13 protein-coding genes are annotated in these 16,106 nt (G+C 74.7%); 3 read left to right on the top strand and 10 right to left on the bottom strand.

The window, feature by feature from the left end; all coding sequences use genetic code 11:
• Positions 1 to 7: 7 nt before the first annotated feature.
• From IE109_RS01990 to IE109_RS01965, 6 genes are all read right to left on the bottom strand, one after another.
• The gene (locus IE109_RS01990) at positions 8 to 769 is read right to left on the bottom strand and encodes a chaplin (protein WP_189548638.1); all 762 of its coding nucleotides are present in this window, start codon (positions 767 to 769) and stop codon (positions 8 to 10) included.
• A 167-nt stretch (positions 770 to 936) separates the two neighbouring features.
• The gene (locus IE109_RS01985; RefSeq protein ID WP_189548637.1) at positions 937 to 2,211 is read right to left on the bottom strand and encodes an SWIM zinc finger family protein; all 1,275 of its coding nucleotides are present in this window, start codon (positions 2,209 to 2,211) and stop codon (positions 937 to 939) included.
• A complete protein-coding gene (locus IE109_RS01980; protein ID WP_189548636.1) occupies positions 2,208 to 5,075 on the bottom strand; it encodes an SCO1167/SCO6262 family helicase in 2,868 nt (955 codons plus the stop codon). The genes IE109_RS01985 and IE109_RS01980 overlap by 4 nt, the downstream gene beginning before the upstream one ends.
• A gap of 93 nt (positions 5,076 to 5,168) precedes the next feature.
• Complete coding sequence (locus IE109_RS01975; RefSeq protein ID WP_229890449.1) at positions 5,169 to 6,611, bottom strand: carboxylesterase/lipase family protein; 1,443 nt, start codon at positions 6,609 to 6,611, stop codon at positions 5,169 to 5,171.
• Between the two features lie 96 nt (positions 6,612 to 6,707).
• Positions 6,708 to 7,184 carry a DoxX family protein gene (locus IE109_RS01970; RefSeq protein ID WP_189548634.1) on the bottom strand — a complete coding sequence of 159 codons (477 nt, stop codon included), beginning with the start codon at positions 7,182 to 7,184 and terminating at the stop codon, positions 6,708 to 6,710.
• Positions 7,185 to 7,318: 134 nt separating this feature from the next.
• Positions 7,319 to 8,026: a class I SAM-dependent methyltransferase gene (locus IE109_RS01965; protein WP_189548633.1), complete on the bottom strand. Its 708-nt coding sequence runs from the start codon at positions 8,024 to 8,026 to the stop codon at positions 7,319 to 7,321.
• Positions 8,027 to 8,130: 104 nt separating this feature from the next.
• Between IE109_RS01965 and IE109_RS01960 the strand changes: the two genes are divergently transcribed.
• On the top strand, positions 8,131 to 8,409 hold the full coding sequence (locus IE109_RS01960) for a DUF6343 family protein (RefSeq protein ID WP_229890447.1): 279 nt from the start codon (positions 8,131 to 8,133) through the stop codon (positions 8,407 to 8,409).
• Between the two features lie 73 nt (positions 8,410 to 8,482).
• On the opposite strand, the gene IE109_RS01955 is transcribed toward IE109_RS01960, so the two are convergent.
• The 4 genes from IE109_RS01955 to rpsA all read right to left on the bottom strand — a co-directional run bounded on the left by IE109_RS01955 (position 8,483) and on the right by rpsA (position 12,360).
• Positions 8,483 to 8,875 (bottom strand): tetratricopeptide repeat protein, encoded by a 393-nt coding sequence (locus IE109_RS01955; protein ID WP_189548631.1) that lies wholly within the window; start codon positions 8,873 to 8,875, stop codon positions 8,483 to 8,485.
• 161 nt (positions 8,876 to 9,036) lie between these two features.
• Complete coding sequence (gene coaE / locus IE109_RS01950) at positions 9,037 to 9,660, bottom strand: dephospho-CoA kinase (protein ID WP_189548630.1); 624 nt, start codon at positions 9,658 to 9,660, stop codon at positions 9,037 to 9,039.
• A 31-nt stretch (positions 9,661 to 9,691) separates the two neighbouring features.
• Complete coding sequence (locus IE109_RS01945) at positions 9,692 to 10,630, bottom strand: PAC2 family protein (RefSeq protein WP_189548629.1); 939 nt, start codon at positions 10,628 to 10,630, stop codon at positions 9,692 to 9,694.
• Between the two features lie 224 nt (positions 10,631 to 10,854).
• Positions 10,855 to 12,360, bottom strand: coding sequence for a 30S ribosomal protein S1 (gene rpsA / locus IE109_RS01940; protein ID WP_126888935.1), 1,506 nt, complete (start codon positions 12,358 to 12,360; stop codon positions 10,855 to 10,857).
• A gap of 352 nt (positions 12,361 to 12,712) precedes the next feature.
• Between rpsA and IE109_RS01935 the strand changes: the two genes are divergently transcribed.
• Together IE109_RS01935 and hrpB are read left to right on the top strand one after the other, a co-directional pair.
• Positions 12,713 to 13,507, top strand: coding sequence for a class I SAM-dependent methyltransferase (locus IE109_RS01935; protein ID WP_189548628.1), 795 nt, complete (start codon positions 12,713 to 12,715; stop codon positions 13,505 to 13,507).
• Positions 13,507 to 16,047 (top strand): ATP-dependent helicase HrpB, encoded by a 2,541-nt coding sequence (gene hrpB, locus IE109_RS01930; RefSeq protein ID WP_189548837.1) that lies wholly within the window; start codon positions 13,507 to 13,509, stop codon positions 16,045 to 16,047. Before IE109_RS01935 ends, hrpB begins: the two co-directional genes overlap by 1 nt.
• Positions 16,048 to 16,106 lie beyond the last annotated feature (59 nt).

Below are 16,106 nucleotides of genomic sequence, written 5' to 3'. Positions count from 1 at the left end.
CGGTCGGTCAGGCCCGGTCGGCCGCGGGGCGGAAGCGGCGGTACAGGAGCCCTCCGCCGAGCATGAGGCCCATGGCGGCGGGCACGCCCACGCCGATGAGGCCGGTGCCGGAACCGGTCGCGGCCAGCGACGTCGAGCTGGTCTGCGGCAGCGGGGCGGGGGCCTCGTCGGCCGGCGCGGGCACCGGGGCCGGCGCGTCGGGCGCGTCGGGCTCGTCGCTCTCGGGCGGTGCGACGGGCTCGTTGCCCTTCGGCGGCTTCTGCGGCGTGACGGGCGGCTTGCCGCCGCCGTTGCTCGACTCGTTGCCGAACGTGGGGTTGAGGATGCCCACCAGGTTGATGGAGTTGCCGCTGGCGTTGACCGGCAGGTCGATGGGCAGCTGGATGCCGTTGCCGGAGATCACGCCGGGTGACTTCACCGCGGCGCCGTCCGCCGAAGCGCCGCCGCCGTTGCCGCCCTTGCCGCCGTTGGTGCTTCCGTGGCCGCCGTGCGAGGTGCCGGGACGGTCCTTGTGCTGGTGACCGCCGCCCTTGTTCTGGCACGTGTTGCCGGCCGCGGGGTTGAGCAGCCCGACCACGTTGACGGTGTTACCGCAGATGTTGACCGGGAGGTTCACCGGCAGCTGGATGGCGTTGCCGGAGATCACCCCCGGCGATTCGGCCGTCGCGCCGGCCGCGTCGGAGTCGGCGTGCGCATATCCCGCCGCCAGAGCGAGCGCGCCGCCCGTGGCCATCAGTGTGACCAGACCATTTCGGCGAGTGTGCCTCATGGCTTCCTGCCTTCCGGAGACTTTCACGGGCACTTGCCCGCACCGGAATTAACGCCTTACAACCAGGCCGGGTTATGACGCATCCGCCATTCACCCCATCGAGTGGTGGCTCATTCGAACCCTCACATGCTCTGCACCTGTTGTCCCCGGGCGGGGCAACGCGTCCGTCAGCTCTCCAGCAGGTCGGTGAGCGCGCCGACCGGATCGGCGTCCGGGGTGCCCCTCGGCCACCAGTCCTCCCGGTCGGGGTCCGATTCGTACCCGTACCAGAGGCCGTCGCGGCCGTACCGCAGTTGCAGTGAGCGGCTGGAGAGGCGGTTGCGCCAGGGGCGGAAGTGGGGCAGGTCGGCGGCGATCAGGGCGGGCCGGGCCCGGTCGAAGGGGCCGGCCGGGGGGTCCCAGGGCTCCTCCAGGACGGCGAGTCCCGCCGGTCCGCCCTGGCGCCAGGCGGCGACGGCGCGGGCCAGGTCGCCGGGGCTGCGGTCCAGGGCGGCGGCGAGGTCGCGGTACAGGGCGCGGGTGGAGGCGGTGAGGCCCGAGCCGGGGTGGGCGGCCGCCAGCCGGACGGCGTCCTGCCAGGGGGTGAGGGCGGCGACCGGGTCCTCTCCGGTGGTCAGGAGGGTGTGCGCGCGGGCCGCCGCCTCGGTGGCCAGCATCTCCAGGGCCAGCGGATCGGGGGCGTCCGGGTCCTCCGGGTAGAGCGGCGGCCGGCCGGGCCGGTCGGGGGCCGGCAGCGGGGGCGGCAGGGCGGCGGCGGGCACGGCGGTGACGGCCTCGCCCGCGGGGACGGTGGGCATGGGCGGCGGCGCGGCGCCGGCCTCGGCCGCCTCGTGGGCGGCGTTGCGGTGGCTGAGCGCCGCCAGGATCTCCTGTTCCCCCCGGCCGCGCATCAGGAACAGCACGAACGGGTCCTCGTCGAGGAGCCGGGCCGCCTGGTAGCAGAGGGCGGCGGCGTGCTTGCAGGGGTAGCCGTGGTCGGGGCAGGAGCAGTCCGGGATCAGGTCGCCGGGGCCGGGCAGCAGGTCGACCGCCGCCGCCAGGGCGTGCGGCACGTCCTTGTCGAGCAGGGCGGCGATGTGGTCGGGGCGGGCGGCCGCGGCGTCCAGGAAGCGCTCCCAGTCGTCGTCGCCGAGGACGCGCAGCCGGATCTCCGTGCGGTACGGGCGGGGGCGGCTGCCGTGCACGTAGGCCGTGACCCGGCCCGGTGTCACGGTGATCGCGTCGACGTGCCCCGTGGTGGCGTACGCCCGCCCGCGGGCCAGGCGCGCCGGGTCCAGGGCGGTGTCCTCCAGGGCTTCCACCCAGGCGTTGCCCCACCAGGTGGCGGCGAACTTCCCGTCGGTACCCCGCGCGGGGGCGAGCTGCGGGAACGTGCGGCGACGGTCGTCGTGCAGCGGGGTTCGCCGGGCGCCGGGGCGCGGGCCGGGGCGGTGCGGGCTCATGACAGCCTCCGCAGGGAGACGAGGTCGGCCAGCTCGCGGTCGGTCAGCTCGGTCAGGGCGGCCTCCCCGGATCCCAGGACGGCGTCGGCGAGCGCGCGCTTGGCCAGCAGCATCTCCGCGATACGGTCCTCCACCGTCCCCTCGGCGATCAGCCGGTGCACCTGGACGGGCTGGGTCTGCCCGATGCGGTACGCCCGGTCGGTGGCCTGTTCCTCGACGGCCGGGTTCCACCAGCGGTCGTAGTGCACGACGTGGCCGGCCCGGGTGAGGTTGAGGCCGGTGCCGGCGGCCTTGAGCGACAGGACGAACACCGGGACCTCGCCGGACTGGAACCGGTCCACCATGCGCTCCCGCTCCGGCACCGGTGTCCCGCCGTGCAGCAGTTGGGAAGGGACCGCGCGGGCCGCCAGGTGCGCGGTGAGCAGCCGGGCCATGGCCACGTACTGGGTGAAGACCAGCACGGAGCCCTCCTCGGCCAGGATCGTGTCGAGGAGTTCGTCGAGCAGTGCGAGCTTGCCGGAGCGGCCCGCCAGCCGGGCCGGCTCCTCCTTCAGGAACTGGGCGGGGTGGTTGCAGATCTGCTTCAGGGACGTCAGCAGCTTCATCACCAGGCCGCGGCGGGCGATGCCCTCCGCACCCTCGATCCGCGCCATCGTCTCGCGCACCACCGCCTCGTACAGCGACGCCTGTTCGCGGGTGAGGGGGACCGGATGGTCGGACTCCGTCTTGGGCGGCAGCTCGGGCACGATGCCCGGGTCGGACTTCTTGCGGCGCAGCAGGAAGGGGCGGACGAGCCGGGCGAGGCGCTCGACCGCCTCGTCGTTCTCGATCTGGTCGGCGTTCTCGACGGCGCGCGCGTGGCGCGAGCGGAACGCCTTGAGGGGGCCGAGGAGGCCGGGTGTGGTCCAGTCGAGCAGCGCCCACAGCTCGGAGAGGTTGTTCTCGACGGGGGTGCCGGTGAGGGCGACGCGCGCGGGCGCGGGGATGGTGCGCAGGGCCTTGGCGGTCGCCGAGAACGGGTTCTTGACGTGCTGGGCCTCGTCGGCGACCACCATGCCCCACTCGCGGGCGGCCAGTTGCTCGGCGCTGGTGCGCATCGTGCCGTACGTGGTGATCACGAAGCCGCCGTCGAGGCCGTCCAGGGTGCGGTCCGTGCCGTGGAAGCGGCGCACCGGCACGCCGGGGGCGAAGCGGGCGATCTCGCGCTGCCAGTTGCCCAGCAGGGAGGCGGGGCAGACGACGAGGGTGGGGGCCCGGCGGGCGCGGCGCAGGTGGAGGGCGATGAGGGTGACGGTCTTGCCGAGGCCCATGTCGTCGGCGAGGCAGCCGCCGAGGCCCAGGGACGTCATCAGGTCCAGCCAGGCCAGGCCGCGCAGCTGGTAGTCGCGCAGGGTGGCGTGGAGGCCCGGTGGCGGGCCGGTGGTGCCGGGGCCCGCCACCAGCCGGTCGCGCAGCGCCGCGAGCGCTCCGGTGGGCACCGCCTCGACCGTCTCGCCGTCCACCTCGGCGGTGCCGCCGAGCGCCACGGCCAGCGCGTCGACCGGCTGGAGCAGGCCCAGTTCCCGCTTGCGCGCCTTGCGCACGAGCGCGGGGTCGACGACCACCCACTGGTCGCGCAGCCGCACGACGGGGCGGTGCGCCTCGGCCAGGGCGTCCATCTCGCGCTCGGTCAGCGGGTCGCCGTCCAGCGCCAGCTGCCAGTCGAACCTCAGCAGCTCCTCGCTGTCGAAGAACGCCGTGCCGTCGGTCGCCGAGCCGGGCGCGGGCCGGACGACCGCTGCGGCGGTGAGCGACCGCGCCAGCTCCCTGGGCCAGTGCACGGTGACACCGGCCGCGCCGAGCCGTGCCGCCGCCGGGCCGAGCAGCTCGTACAGCTCGTCCTCGGTGAGGGACAGCACGTCGGGGACGTCGCGCTCCAGCAGGCGGGCGAGCGGTGCCCAGACGCGGGCCGCCCGCCGCAGCGCCAGTACGGCGTCGATCCTGGCGCGCGGCCCGAAGTGCTCGGGGGCCTCCCCCGCCCACAGCGCGGCGGCGTCGACGACCAGAGTGGGATCGGCGAGGCTGTGAACCTGGAGCAGCGCGGCGGCGGCCTCCCGCTCGCCGCCGCCCTCCACGACGGTGTCGAACAGCTCGTAGCCGGACAGGTCGAGGCGCAGCGAGACGCGCACACCGGCGTCCATGCCCGCCGCCGCCTCGGCGGCCCAGGCACGCGCGCGGGGCAGGTGCTGCGGGGCGCGGGCCGCGAACGGCGCCCCGGCGGCGTGCGCGGCGGCCGGTGTGCGGGGCAGGGTGTCGGCGACCGCGTCGAGGAAGGCCCGCACCAGGGCCTCGGGCTCGGGCAGCCGGAGCGGACGCACGCCGGCCACGGGCACGGCGTGGGCCTCGTGGGGCATCGCGGCGGCGACCGCGCGCAGATGGGCGATGTCGTCCGCGTCCAGCGGTCCGGCCCGCCAGGCGTCCAGGTCGCCGGCCGTGAGACCCGGCAGCAGCCGGCCCCGGCCGGCCAGATGGAGGGCGTGCAGGGCGGCGGCGCCCCAGCAGGCCGCCGCGGGATGGGCGTCCGGGGCGTGCCGCGCGGCGACCAGGACCGGCAGGGCGTCGGCGACGGGCAGCAGCAGCGCCGGCACGGCCTCGCCGCGCACCCCGCTGCCGTGCGCCCGCACCACCGTGACGGTGTCGTGGCCGGTCCCGCCCGGCGACGCGGGGCCGCCCGCCCCCGCCGGGAGGGGCGGGGGCCCGGTGTCCGCTCCGGCCGGCAGCGGCAGAGGCGCGCCGTCGGGGGACCAGAAGGCGACCCGGCCCTCGCGCGGCAGCGCGGCGGGGAGGAAGACGGCGGCGAAGGCGTGCGGCGGCCGCTGCGGCATGGGCCGGTCACCTCCCTCACGCTGGTCGTGTCCTGGATCTACGACCTTACGGCGGGGGTCTGACAATCGGCTCCGGCGACCGCTCGCGCGCGGTCAGCGCACGCCCTCCCACAGGGCTCGCTCGGCCCCGCGCGGGTCGTCGACCGGGCCCGGCAGGACGTCGTCGAAGATCATCGTGGTGCGGTCGCCGCGGTCGTAGGCGGGCCACCCCGGGTCGCCGGTCTCCGCGAACGCCACCCATGCCCCGTGCATCGCGTCCGCCACCGCCTGGGCCGGGTCCTCGCCGATCACCGGCGCGTACCCGGGGTCGTCGAGCCGGTCGAAGACATAGGCCAGCTCACCGGCGTGGCAGGCCCCGAGCTGCCCGTCGTAGGCCGAGGAGCGCCGCGCGAACTCGTACACGTACGAACCGGGCACCGACTCCGCCAGCCGGATCGCCGGGATCCGGTAGAACCAGTCGGTCACCAACGCGTCGAAGAGCTCCCCGGGCCCGGCGCCGGGCCGCGCGTCCCGGTAGACGGGCAGGGCCTCGTCCGGGTCCAGACCGTACGCCTCGGCGGTGGCCCGGAGCTTCGCCTCCGGCAGCAGGTGCAGCCGTCCGGTGGGGACGAGGAAGAGCCGGTACTCCTCGCGGTTGCTGCCGACCAGCAGGTCGACACCGCTGTCCGGGTCGGGCAGGGCCAACCCCTCGGTCACCGGCTCGAACGGCATGGCGTTGAGTGCCGCCTCACCCCAGACGGCCGGGTCCGGGCGGGCGCCGATCTCGCCGCGCAGCTCCGCCTGGGCGGCGAGGAGGCGGTCGAGCGGGACGGCGGCGAAGGCGTCGGCCTCCGGCGCGACCGCGAGCTTCTCGGCCATGCGGGCGGTGATCCGGCGGGCCGACGCGGGGCGGAGGAAGTGGTGCGCCGCCCCGCTCTGGAGTATCGCCCGGTGGAACAGGCCGCGCGCACGCGCGTCCGCCAGCAGTACGCCGATGCTCATGGCCCCGGCGGACTCACCGAAGAGGGTGACCCGGTCCGGGTCGCCGCCGAAGTTCGCGATGTTGTCCCGGACCCATTCCAGCCCGGCCACCTGGTCGAGCAGGCCCCGGTTGTCCGGGACACCGTCGAGGTGGAGGAACCCGTCCGTCCCGATGCGGTAGTTGAGCGAGACGAAGACGACGCCGTCGCGCGCGAAGGCGCTGCCGTCGTACGCGGACGTCGACGCCGTCCCGTTGGCGAACGCCCCGCCGTACAGCCACACCATGACCGGCAGCCGGTCGCCGGGGCCCGGGGACGGCGTCCACACGTTGAGGTTGAGGCAGTCCTCCCCCGGGATCGTGGTCTCCGGGAGGAGGGCGTCGAACGGCGGCGCGTAGGGCGCCTTCGGCGGGGTGGGCCCGTAGGCCGTCGCGTCCCGGGTCCCGCGCCACGCGCGCGGTGGGGCCGGAGGCCGGAAGCGCAGAGGGCCGAACGGCGGGGCGGCGTACGGGATGCCGAGGAACGAGGCGGTCCCGTCGGCCGAGATGTCACCGCGTACCGCGCCCTGCCTGGTCATGCACACCGGTCGCATCGGGGTCCCTTCGTCGTGTGCACCTCTCGTACCGTGCCGCCCCGGCCGGGGTAAAGGGCCCCGCGCCACTCGTGTGCCGGCTCACACCCGGCCGCGAACCCGGCGCAGCAGTGCGGCGGTACGGTCCCGGCGGGTGCGGGCCACGACGCCCAGCAGCACCGCGAAGATCACCGGCGTGAACCAGAACCGCCCGTCCAGGAAGGCGAGCTGGGTGACGAGAGCGCCTGCCATCAGGCCGGTCAGGGCGAGTGCCGCCACCCCGGAGAGGGCGGGGACCACCAGTGCGACGGCACCGGCCAGCTCCAGGACGCCCACCAGGTACATGAGCCAGTCGCCGGCACCGATCGCGTCGAAGGACGCCGCCGCCGAGGAGTGCCCGACCAGCTTGGGCCCGGCGCTCGGGATCGCGAAGAAGAGGGCGAGGACGATCTGCAGGGCCCATGCGCCGATGTCGGCGCGGCGGGAGGGGGCCGCGCCGCCGGCGGCCCCCGCGGCGGGGGTCGCCGTGCCGGTGGCGGTGGCGGGGGTCGTCGTGCCGGTGGCGGTGATGTCGGTCATGCCGGTCTCCTCCTGCGGGCGTTGCCCGAGCGGTGCGTCGCTGTCGTGGAGGTTGACCGGCGGGCCGTCCGGAACTCATCGGTGTTCCGGCGGCGGGGCCGGCATTTCGCCGGCCGCGCGGGGTCCGGGTTTTGTCACCGGCGTTCCGGCCGCGCCCGTACCCATGTCCCGTCGTCGGTCAGGTACGCGTCGACGGCCAGCCCGGCCGCGGACAGGCAGCCCTCGAAGGCTTCCTTCGTGAGCGGCCGCGACAGGAAGGTCTGCGTCCAGCGGGCGTCCGGGAAGACGTACTCGCAGACCACGGAGTTGACCCCGTCCCCGACCGGCTCCGCCGAGACGATCCGCACCGTGCAGCCGGAGGGGTCCTCGCGCTCGCGGGGCACCCGGGTGTGCCAGTCGAGGCCCTCCCGCTGGATCAGCACGCAGCCGTCCTCCCCGATGTGCCGCCGGCAGGCCGCGAGCAGCCCGTCGCGCACCCGGCGGTCGCCCGTGTGGACCAGGAACGACGCGAGCAGCACGGCGTCGAACCGCTCCTCCAGGTCCAGGGTCTCGATGGGGCTCTGCACGGTCCTGATGCCCGGGACCCGCTCGCGGACCCGTGCCAGCATCTCGGCCGACTCGTCCACGGCGGTCACCACCAGGCCCCGCTCGGCCAGCGGCCGGGTCAGCCGGCCCGCCCCGCTGCCCAGCTCGAGCAGGGTCGCGTGCGCCGGCAACGCGGCGGCGACGACGTCGGGCTCTGCGCCCGCGACGAGCCTGCTGTACAGGTCGACCGCGCAGCCGTCCGGGGAGATGGCGCCCGGTCCGGATCCCTTGTGTCCGTCACGCGTCCGTCGGCTCATGTGCTGCTGAACGGGCGACCGCGCCAGCCCGTTCCCGCCCGCTCCACCATGGCCGGGATCGATCGGTGCCGGGCGGGTACTCGCCGTGCGGGAGAGCGATCATCATGCGCGTGCGTACCGGCAGTGAACCGAGAACGGCCCGCAGCCCCCTGCGGATCCGCTTCTGGCTGGGCGTGTGGGGGCTGATCTGGGCGGGCGCCGGAACCGCGGCCTTCGCCCTGGCCGGCCGTCCCGGCTGGGCGGCGGCCTGCGGGCTGCTGGCCGTGGTCGTCGTGGTCGACCTCATGGCCGTACGGCGCCACATCCGCCAGGGCCCGCACTACCAGCCGGGTCCCGACGTACCCCCGTACGATCCGGGCGACGGACGCCCGGGTGGACGCTAGCGGCGCCTGCGGGGCGCCGCCCGGCGGACTACGGCCCGGTGGGCGGGGCAGTCCCCGGCGCGGCGCGGGCCGGTCACTCCTCGGGCGGCATGTCGGCCGGGAAGTCCACCGGGAAGCGCGCCGCCTCCAGGTACTCCGGCTTGGGGTCCAGCGCGGCCGCGAGACGGAAGTGGCGTTTCGCCTGCTCGGGGCGGCCCGATCGCTGGAACGTGCGGGCCAGCGCGAAGTGCGCGAACGCGTTGTCCGGCTCGCGCTCCAGCACCAGCTCGAATTCCAGCTCGGCGGGCCGCAGCTGGGCGGCCGCGAAGAACGCCCGGGCGCGCAGCAGGCGGGCGGCGGTGTTCTCGGGGTGGGCCGCGATCACGGAATCGAGGAGCTTGACGGCCCCGCGCGGGTCCCGGGCCGCGAGCAGCTGCTCCGCCGCGCGGTAGTCGATGACGTGGGTCTCGGGGTTGGTCTCGGGCACGCTCGGATCCTTCCCTCGCTCCGGCGGTTCAACATGTGCGGCCGGGCCCGTATTCCACCGGCCACCGGCCACGGCGTCGGCGCACGGCGTCCCCGCACGGTATCCGCGCGCCGTCCCCGCCCGCCCGGCATCCGGCGCCGCGCCCCCGCGTACCGGCGCCGTCACGCCTCCGGGGCGGTCCCCGGACCGGCGGCGGCCCGTTCGGTCAACCGGTCCCAGACGGCGCGCACCTGGGGCTCCAGGGCCTCCAGCGGGCCGTCGTTGTCGATGACCAGGTCGGCCACGGCCCGCCGCTGCTCCCCGGTCGCCTGCGCGGCCATGCGCGCGCGGGCCTCCGCCTCGGTCATCCCGCGCAGCCGTACGAGCCGGTCCAGCCGGGTCTCCTCCGACGCGTCGACGACCACGACCAGGTCGTACAGCGGCGCCAGGCCGTTCTCCGTGAGCAGCGGTACGTCGTGGACGACGACCGCCCCGGGGCCCGCCGCCGCTTCGAGTTCCGCCGAGCGGGCGCCCACCAAGGGGTGGACGATCCCGTTGAGCGTGGCCAGCGACGCGGGGTCGGAGAACACGATCGAGCCCAGCTTGGGGCGGTCCAGGGTCCCGTCGGCCGTGAGGACGTCCGGGCCGAACGCCGCCACGACGGCCGCGAGCCCGGGTGTTCCGGGCTCGACGACCTCGCGGGCGATCTTGTCGGCGTCGACGAGGACCGCCCCGTAGGACGCCAGGAGCCGCGACACCTCGCTCTTCCCGGCGCCGATTCCGCCGGTCAACCCAACCTTCAGCATGCACCGAAGCCTAGGCGCTGCCGGGCGGCGCCTAGAGGTCGCCCTCCCGCTCGGCGAGGAACCGCTCGAACTCCCGGCCCAGCTCGTCGGCGGACGGCAGCTCGACCGGTTCGGCGACCAGGCTGCCGCGCGTCTCGGCCCCGGCCATCGCGTCGTACTGGTGCTCAAGGCCCTGCACCAGCGCGGTCAGCTCCTCGTCGCCCTCGCCGATCTGGCGCTCGATCTCCGTCTGGGTGCGCTGGGCCTGCGTGCGCAGCGTGTGGGCGATGCCGGGCAGGACCAGACCGGTAGCCGCGGTGATGGCCTCCACGGCGGTCAGCGCCGCGTCCGGGTAGGCCGACCGGGCGACGTAGTGCGGGACGTGGGCGGCGACGCCGAGGACGTCGTGCCCGGCCTCCATCAGGCGGTACTCCACCAGCGCCTCGGCGCTGCCGGGCACCTGCGCCTCGTCGAACGGGCTGCGGTGCCCCGGCATCAGGTCGGTGCGGTTGCCGTGCGGCGTGAGGCCGACGGGCCGGGTGTGGGGGACGCCCATGGGGATGCCGTGGAAGTTGACCGAAAGCCGTACGCCGAGCCGCTCGACGATCTGCCGTACGGCCGCCGCGAACCGCTCCCACTCCACATCGGGCTCGGGACCCGACAACAGCAGGAAGGGCGCCCCGGTGGCGTCCTGCACGAGGCGGACCTCGATGGCCGGGGTCTCGTACCCCGTCCAGCGGTCGCGCCGGAAGGTGAGCAGCGGACGGCGTGCCCGGTAGTCCACGAGGCGGTCGTGGTCGAAACGGGCGACCACCTGGTGGGGCAGCGTCTCCAGCAGGCTGTCGACGATCTGCTCGCCGGTCTCACCCGCGTCGATGTATCCGTCGAAGTGGTAAAGCATGACGAGGCCCGCCGACTCCTGCGCCAGCGCCACGTCGACGACGGCCAGGCCCTTGGGGTCCCATGCGTACAAATCCTGCGGATCAAGCACGATTACCGCTCCTCCTCGTGTTCCTAGGGAAGAACGTCACTCGGTGTACAGGCATTCCCCCGGAGGGCTCGTTTCCGGCCTGCGCTCCACGGGAACGGGAGGCCGGCTCCACGGCGGCGGGAGTCCCTTCCGGGAACACGACCGAGGCCCGCCCCCTTCCGGGGACGGGCCTCGATGTTCAGCCGTTACCGCTCAGCCGTTGCCGCTCAGCGATGAGCCGGGATTCAGCTCTGGCCGCCGGCCAGCTTCTCGCGCAGGGCGGCCAGGGCCTCGTCCGACGCCAGGGCGCCGGAGTTGTCGTCCGACTCCGAGGAGTACGAACCACCCGAGACGCCCGCCGGGGCACCGGCCGCGGCGGCGGCGGCGCCACCCTCGGCAGCGGCGGCCTCGTCGGCCTCGCGGGACTTGATGACCTGGGCCTGGTGCTGCTCGAAGCGCTGCTGCGCCTCGGCGTACTGGGTCTCCCACGCCTCGCGCTGGGTCTCGTAGCCCTCGAGCCAGTCGTTGGTCTCGGGGTCGAAGCCCTCGGGGTAGATGTAGTTCCCCTGGTCGTCGTACGACGCGGCCATGCCGTACAGGGTCGGGTCGAACTCGACCGAGGCCGGGTCGGCACCGAAGGACTCGTTGGCCTGCTTCAGCGAGAGGCTGATGCGGCGACGCTCGAGGTCGATGTCGATGACCTTGACGAAGATCTCGTCGTTGACCTGGACGACCTGCTCCGGGATCTCTACGTGGCGCTCGGCCAGCTCGGAGATGTGGACCAGACCCTCGATGCCCTCGTCCACGCGGACGAACGCACCGAACGGAACCAGCTTGGTGACCTTACCCGGGACGACCTGACCGATCTGGTGCGTGCGGGCGAACTGCTGCCACGGGTCCTCCTGCGTCGCCTTCAGCGACAGGGAGACACGCTCGCGGTCCATGTCCACGTCGAGCACCTCGACGGTGACTTCCTGGCCGACCTCGACAACCTCGGACGGGTGGTCGATGTGCTTCCAGGACAGCTCGGAGACGTGGACCAGACCGTCCACGCCGCCCAGGTCGACGAACGCACCGAAGTTGACGATCGAGGAGACGACGCCGGAGCGGACCTGACCCTTCTGCAGGGTCGTGAGGAACGTCTGGCGAACCTCGGACTGGGTCTGCTCGAGCCAGGCGCGGCGGGACAGGACCACGTTGTTGCGGTTCTTGTCCAGCTCGATGATCTTCGCCTCGAGCTCCTTGCCCACGTAGGGCTGGAGGTCGCGGACACGGCGCATCTCGACGAGGGAGGCCGGCAGGAAGCCACGGAGGCCGATGTCGAGGATGAGACCACCCTTGACGACCTCGATGACGGTGCCGGTGACGATGCCGTCCTCTTCCTTGATCTTCTCGATGGTGCCCCAGGCACGCTCGTACTGGGCGCGCTTCTTCGAGAGGATCAGGCGGCCTTCCTTGTCCTCCTTCTGGAGAACAAGGGCCTCGATCTCGTCGCCGACCTTGACGACCTCGTTCGGGTCGACGTCGTGCTTGATCGAGAGCTCGCGGCTCGGGATGACACCTTCGGTCTTGTAACCGATGTCGAGCAGGACCTCGTCCCGGTCGACCTTCACGATGACGCCGTCGACGATGTCGCCGTCGTTGAAGTACTTGATCGTCTCGTCGATCGCGGCGAGGAAAGCTTCCTCGTTACCGATGTCGTTGACCGCAACCTGCGGGGTGGTGGCGGTGGTCTCGGTGCTGCTCGTCATGTGGGAAAGGGCTCCGGTACGGACATTGAAGTCGTAGGTACTGCTACGCCGAGAGCCCGTATCGCAGCTGAAGAAGCCGGACAGCCAAGGAAGCGCCCATCCCTACCAGGGGAGGCGCCTCGACAACCGAGGGGACATACAACAGATGCGAGCGCGGCCTGCTCCGTCTGAGGCGCGCAGGCCCGCAGCGCAACCTTTAGCATACGGGGACGGCCGGACACGGTCAATGCGCGAAGGCGCACACCCGGGGCAGAACGCCGCATACCCGGCACATTTAATGTTTGCCAAGGCCATCGTGGCCGCGGCTGCCCGCTTCCGCAGGAGCCGTGCGCAACCTACAACGGCGGGCGGGATGATCCAAGAGTACGAGCCTGAAGCCACTCGGCGCCAAGCCGGTGACCAGGAAAGCAGCCGGGCCAGCCGCGGCTGGTGGGACCGGAACGCGGACGAGTACCAGAGCGAGCACGGGGCGTTCCTCGGGGACGACCGGTTCGTCTGGGGCCCGGAGGGACTGGACGAGGCCGAGGCGGGCCTGCTGGGGGACGTGGCGGGGCTGGACGTCCTTGAGATCGGCGCGGGCGCGGCCCAGTGCTCGCGCTGGCTGGCCGCCCGGGGCGCCCGCCCCGTGGCGCTCGACCTGTCCCACCGGCAGCTCCAGCACGCCCTGCGCATCGGCGACGACGTGCCCCTGGTGGAGGCCGACGCCGCCGCGCTGCCGTTCCGGGACGGTTCCTTCGACCTGGCGTGCTCGGCGTACGGGGCGGTGCCGTTCGTGGCGGATCCGGTGCGGGTCTTCCGGGAGGTGCGCAGGGTCCTGCGGCCGGGCGGACGGTGGGTGTTCTCGGTGACCCATCCGATCCGGTGGGCCTTCCCGGACGAGCCGGGGCCCGAGGGCCTGTCGGTCTCGGCGTCCTACTTCGACCGCACCCCTTATGTGGAGCAGGACGGGGAAGGGCGTGCCGTGTACGTCGAGCACCACCGCACGATCGGGGACCGGGTGCGGGACGTGGTCGCGGGCGGGTTCCGCCTCGTCGACCTGGTGGAGCCCGAGTGGCCGGCCTGGAACAGCCAGGAGTGGGGCGGCTGGTCCCCGCTGCGCGGGAACCTGATCCCGGGGACGGCGATCTTCGTGTGCGAGCGCGCCTGATGCGCCTGCGCGAGGAGGCGTCGGCCCTTCCCGTGCGTACCGCCCTGCCCGCCCTGGAGCGGGCACTGGACGAGCACGGGTCGGCGGTGCTGTGCGCGCCGCCGGGGACGGGCAAGACCACCCTGGTCCCGCTGGCTCTCGCCGGGGCCGGCGCGCGCGTGGTGGTCGCCGAGCCCCGGCGGATCGCGGCGCGGGCCGCGGCCCGGCGGATGGCGTGGCTGCTGGGCGAGCGGGTGGGCGGCCGGGTGGGTTTCACGGTGCGCGGCGAGCGGGTCGTCTCGCGCGGGACGGTCGTCGAGGTGGTGACGACGGGGGTGCTGCTCCAGCGGCTCCAGCGGGACCCGGAGCTGGCCGGGGTGGACGTGGTGATCCTGGACGAGTGCCATGAGCGGCACCTGGACGCGGACACCGCCGCCGCGTTCCTGCTGGACGTACGGGCGGCGCTGCGGCCCGAGCTGCGCCTGGTGGCCGCTTCGGCGACGACCGACGCGGAGGGCTGGGCCCGGTTGCTGGGCGGGGCTCCGGTGGTGGAGGCCGAGGGCGTGGCGCATCCGGTGGAGGTGGTGTGGGCCCCGCCGTCGGGGACGGTGCGGCCGCCGCACGGGATGTACGTGGACCCGGCGCTGCCGGCGCACGTGGCGTCGGTGGTGCGGCGGGCGCTGGCGGAGCAGACGGGTGACGTCCTGTGCTTCCTGCCCGGTGTCGGGGAGATCGCGCGCGTGGCGGGGCTCCTGTCGTCCGTGGAGGCCGAGGTGCTGCAGGTGCACGGGCGGGCGTCGGCGGGCGCGCAGGACGCCGTGCTGTCGCCCGGCCGCGGGCGGCGGGTGGTGCTGGCGACGTCGGTGGCGGAGTCGTCGCTGACGGTGCCCGGTGTACGGGTGGTGGTGGACTCGGGGCTGGCCCGTGAGCCACGGGTGGACCACGCGCGGGGCCTCGGTTCGCTGACGACGGTACGGGTGTCCCGGGCGTCCGCCCGGCAGCGGGCGGGGCGGGCCGGGCGCGAGGCGCCGGGCGTGGTGTACCGGTGCTGGTCGGAGGCGGAGGACGGGCGTCTGCCGCGGTTCCCGGCGCCCGAGATCCAGGTCGCGGATCTGGCGGGGTTCGCGCTGCGGGCCGCCGCCTGGGGCGACCCGGACGCGGCGGGCCTGGCGCTGCTGGACGCGCCGCCCGCCGGCGCGATGGCCGCCGCGCGGTCGGTGCTGGCGGCGATCGGCGCGGTGGACGCGGCGGGCCGGGTGACCGGGCGGGGTGCCATCATGGCCCGCCTGGGCCTGCACCCGCGGCTGGCGCGGGCGCTGCTCGACGGGGCGCCGGCGGTCGGTGCGCGGCGCGCCGCGGAGGTGGTGGCGCTGCTGAGCGAGGAGCCGCCGCGCGAGTACGGCGACGACCTGGCGGGCGCGTGGCGCGCGGCGCGGCGGGGTGGTGACGCGTACGGGGCGCGCTGGCGGCAGGAGGCGCGGCGCCTGGCCCGCCAGCTGGACGCGCCGGAGGCGGGCACCGCGGCGGAGGTCGGTGCCGGTGCGGGTGCCGAGGCTGACGCGGGCGCGGGTGCCGGAGTCGTCGTCGCGCCGGGGGACGACGCCGCCGCCGGTCTGGTGGCCGCGCTCGCCTTCCCGGAGCGGGTGGCGCGGGCCAGGGGTGACGGCGGGTTCCTGATGGCCTCCGGGACGGGGGCGGAGCTGGCCCCGGAGTCCCGGCTGCGGGGCTCGGCGTGGCTGGCCGTCGCCGTCGCGGACCGGTCCTCGCACGCCGCCTCCGCGCGCGTGCGGCTGGCCGCCGTGGTGGACGAGGGCACCGCGCGGGCGGCGGCCCGGCACCTGCTCGTGGCGGGTGACGAGGTGCGGTGGGAGGACGGGGACGTGGTCGCCCGGTCGGTGGAGCGGCTGGGCGGCGTCGAGACGGCCGTACGCCCTCTGCGGAATCCGGACCGCGCACTCGTGCGGGAGGCCCTGTCGGAGGGGCTGCGGCGCGAGGGGCCGGGATTGCTTCGCTGGTCCCGGGAGGCGGACGAGCTGCGCCGGCGGCTGGCGTTCCTGCACCGGGTGGTGGGTGCGCCGTGGCCGGACGTCTCCGACGCCGCGCTGCTGGAACGTGCGGATGAGTGGCTGGAACCGGAGCTGTCCCGGGCCGCGCGCCGGGCGGACCTGGGCCGGATCGACGCGGGCCGGGCGCTGCGGAGACTGCTGCCCTGGACCACCGGTGACGCGGCCCGGCTGGACGAGCTGGCCCCGGAGCGGATCGAGGTCCCGAGCGGGTCGCGGATCCGCGTCGAGTACGGCGGCGAGCAGCCCGTGCTGGCGGTGAAGCTCCAGGAGATGTTCGGTCTGACCGAGTCGCCGTCCATAGCGGGCGTCCCGGTCCTGGTGCACCTGCTGTCGCCGGCCGGGCGCCCCGCGGCCGTGACGGCGGACCTGGCGTCCTTCTGGCGCGACGGCTACCGCTCGGTACGCGCGGAGCTGCGCGGCCGGTACCCGCGGCATCCGTGGCCGGAGGACCCGGCGGCGGCCGTGCCGACCCGCCGGGCCAACACGCGCCGCTGAGTCCGCGGCGACGGGGACAGTCCTTGGCACCGCCCCGCCGGAGCGGGGCGGTGTCGTAC

This window comes from Streptomyces lavendofoliae, from assembly GCF_014649735.1.
GTDB lineage: Bacteria > Actinomycetota > Actinomycetes > Streptomycetales > Streptomycetaceae > Streptomyces > Streptomyces lavendofoliae.
This window is presented reverse-complemented; position numbering and strand designations above follow the sequence as displayed.